Origin of the sequence: Streptomyces sp. NPDC059900 (assembly GCF_050270335.1) — a bacterium.
In the GTDB taxonomy this organism is placed as follows: domain Bacteria; phylum Actinomycetota; class Actinomycetes; order Streptomycetales; family Streptomycetaceae; genus Streptomyces.
In genome coordinates this window covers 1-2,316 of record NZ_JBNNJZ010000892.1, presented here as the reverse complement: position 1 = coordinate 2,316, position 2,316 = coordinate 1, and the positions used below count along the sequence as shown (strand labels likewise).

Genomic DNA, 2,316 nt, shown 5'->3' with positions numbered 1-2,316 from the left:
GCCTTGAGCGCCTTGGTCGCCTCTGTGGGCACGGGAAGGATGCCTGTTGTGGCCAGATCCGTCACCGTGATCATTGGGCCCGCGCACACTTCATTGAGGAGGTCAGCCTGTGCTGGCTCTGCCCGCACGAGCAGGCCGAGGACGTTCAGCAACTCCAGCAGTTCCGTGGTCCATGAAGGAAGCCAGTATCGAGCGTACTCATGGTCCAGTTCGAGGCGTCGCTTGCCGGCGGGATTCCTTCGGCGGTAGCCAAACCACTTATCGAGAACGTTCATCCCGGATACTTCGTACTCTCTGACCGCGCGAGGCACCGGACTGATCCGTCCAGTGCCGACCCACAGGTCCTGCGTAACGGGGTCGTACGCCAGCTTCTCCGGCATGGCTTCCGCGTCGTCAGGAATCGCCGCTACGCAACGGGGGCGGTCGCGTGGCAGCAACACCCTGCCGTGCGGCCTTCCAGCTGATTCGTCGGCGTACCGCTCGCCGTAGGTGTGCAGCCACAGAAGACGTTGGCCGATGGTAACCGCCCGCTCCCACAGGCAATGGTCGGCTGTGAGGGGTACCCGCGCGCCTGGGACTTCAAGGTCCTCTCGGAACCGAGCCGTGTACTCCGAGTGAGAGGCGATCGCTGCGACGTATGCCAGCAAGTCTTCGGCGTCGACCCGTACTCCGAGCCGCCCAGAGAGCAAGGCAAGCAGACCGGGTGTGACGTTAGGCAGCGTACCGGTGGCGTTGCGGTAAAGAGGACGGGCGCAACCGCTGCGGTTGTTGAAATAGTGAATGTCGGGAATGAGTGCGCTGAAGACCAGTGCTGGCCCGTTGACCACCGGGTGGGCGTTCTGCTCAACGGTGTAGATCTGGCGGTCACTGCGGACTCGCCAAAGGTCCGCCCTGCCTCGCTCCATCAATCGGCTGTCCGGCAGCACATATTGGCGGTCGAATGACCGGAATCCGATGCGTACAGTTTGAGGGTTTGTCTTGTGCTCGGCCGCGAGGGGTATCCGCTCGTGAGATTCAACCCCTGGCAAGGGCGGGACACTGTCTGCAGGCGTGCGCTCACCGGAGCGTCCGAGCATCTCGGCGCGCCGCTCGGTATCCGCGGCGAGTAAGCGCTGCCACCGTCTTTGAAGCGTTCCCTTGTCCGGCGCATAGACCCACATGCGCCCGGGCGTGACGCCACGCGACGACCACGGCATCAGGTCTCTCAGCTGCGGGCAGGACTCCCACAGGTCGCTGCCGGGTGGCAGGAAGGCATCCGTCTTGCCTGTGGCGCACTCGCGCCATTCAGGGTCGTCGAGCCGGAGGGTCGTCAGGCGTTCGATCTTTTCGTCGCGACGTCCACCGACCTTGAGGTGTCTTACCTTCGCGGTCTGCGGCTCTGTCCGTGGTCTGGGGCTGTCGCGCCATCGTACGAAGATCGCGATGCTCAACTCCTGCGCGACCTCGGGGAAGATGCGGGTCGCAGCATCCGCACGGTGGCCCTCCGGGGACAGGTCGATGATCCATCCCTCGTCGGCGGTTTCGCGCAGATAGCGGCGCATTCCGGCGAAGGCTCGCCCCTTGAGCCATGCCTTGGGCGTGATCAGCGCGACCACACCGAATGGCGCGTCGTCGTGTGCGTCGAAGACCTTCCAGGTGGCCCAGCGCCAGAAGTAGACGTAGAGATTGGCGATCTTGGATTCGTATCTGCCGTTGCCAGGTTGTCGGAAGGCCCCCAGTGGGGCGGGGATGTCCGCCTCGGGCTCCCCGCGTTCCACCCACTTGCCGGCGCCCCGTTTCACGGCGTCGTGAGGCGGGTTGCCCATGACGACCATGACACGCTCGTCCCGCTTGACCTGGTTGGCCTGGCGGCGGGATTCTGCGAGCGCTCGGTAGGTGTGGGGGATCCAGTTGAACTCGGCTGTCGGGCTGTCCAGCGCATCAGCCACCAGCAGCCGGAGCCCCTGGGCGGGGGCCGCGGACCCGTACTGCTTGAGCATGGCGTGCATGCGCAGCTCTGCCACGGCGAACGGGCCGACCTGCATTTCGAAGCCGACTAGCCGACGCCCCACCATTTCTCGCAGGCGCGGGCCCACTGCGCCGGGGCCCTCTTCTTCGGTGATGGTTTCAGCGGCCAGCTCCAGTGCCGACAGGAGGAAGGTGCCGGTGCCCATGGCTGGGTCGACAAGGACCACATCGGGAGAAGCGTAGCCGGACGGGATCCGGAAACCCTCCCGCTTCAGGACGTCCTCGACGAGCCGGGCCATGGCCGAGACGATGCCGCGCGGTGTGTAGTACGAGCCTGTGCGTATCCGCAGTTCAGGATCGTAGATATGC

The 2,316-nt window shown here is 65.0% G+C and carries 1 protein-coding gene; it reads right to left on the bottom strand.

The genetic code is table 11. The annotated features are described in order from the left end of the window. Positions 1-2,246, bottom strand: a 2,246-nt coding sequence (locus ACQKIP_RS45380; protein ID WP_427745673.1) for a type ISP restriction/modification enzyme, incomplete at its 3' end; no start/stop codon positions are given. Between the last annotated feature and the right edge of the window lie 70 nt (positions 2,247-2,316).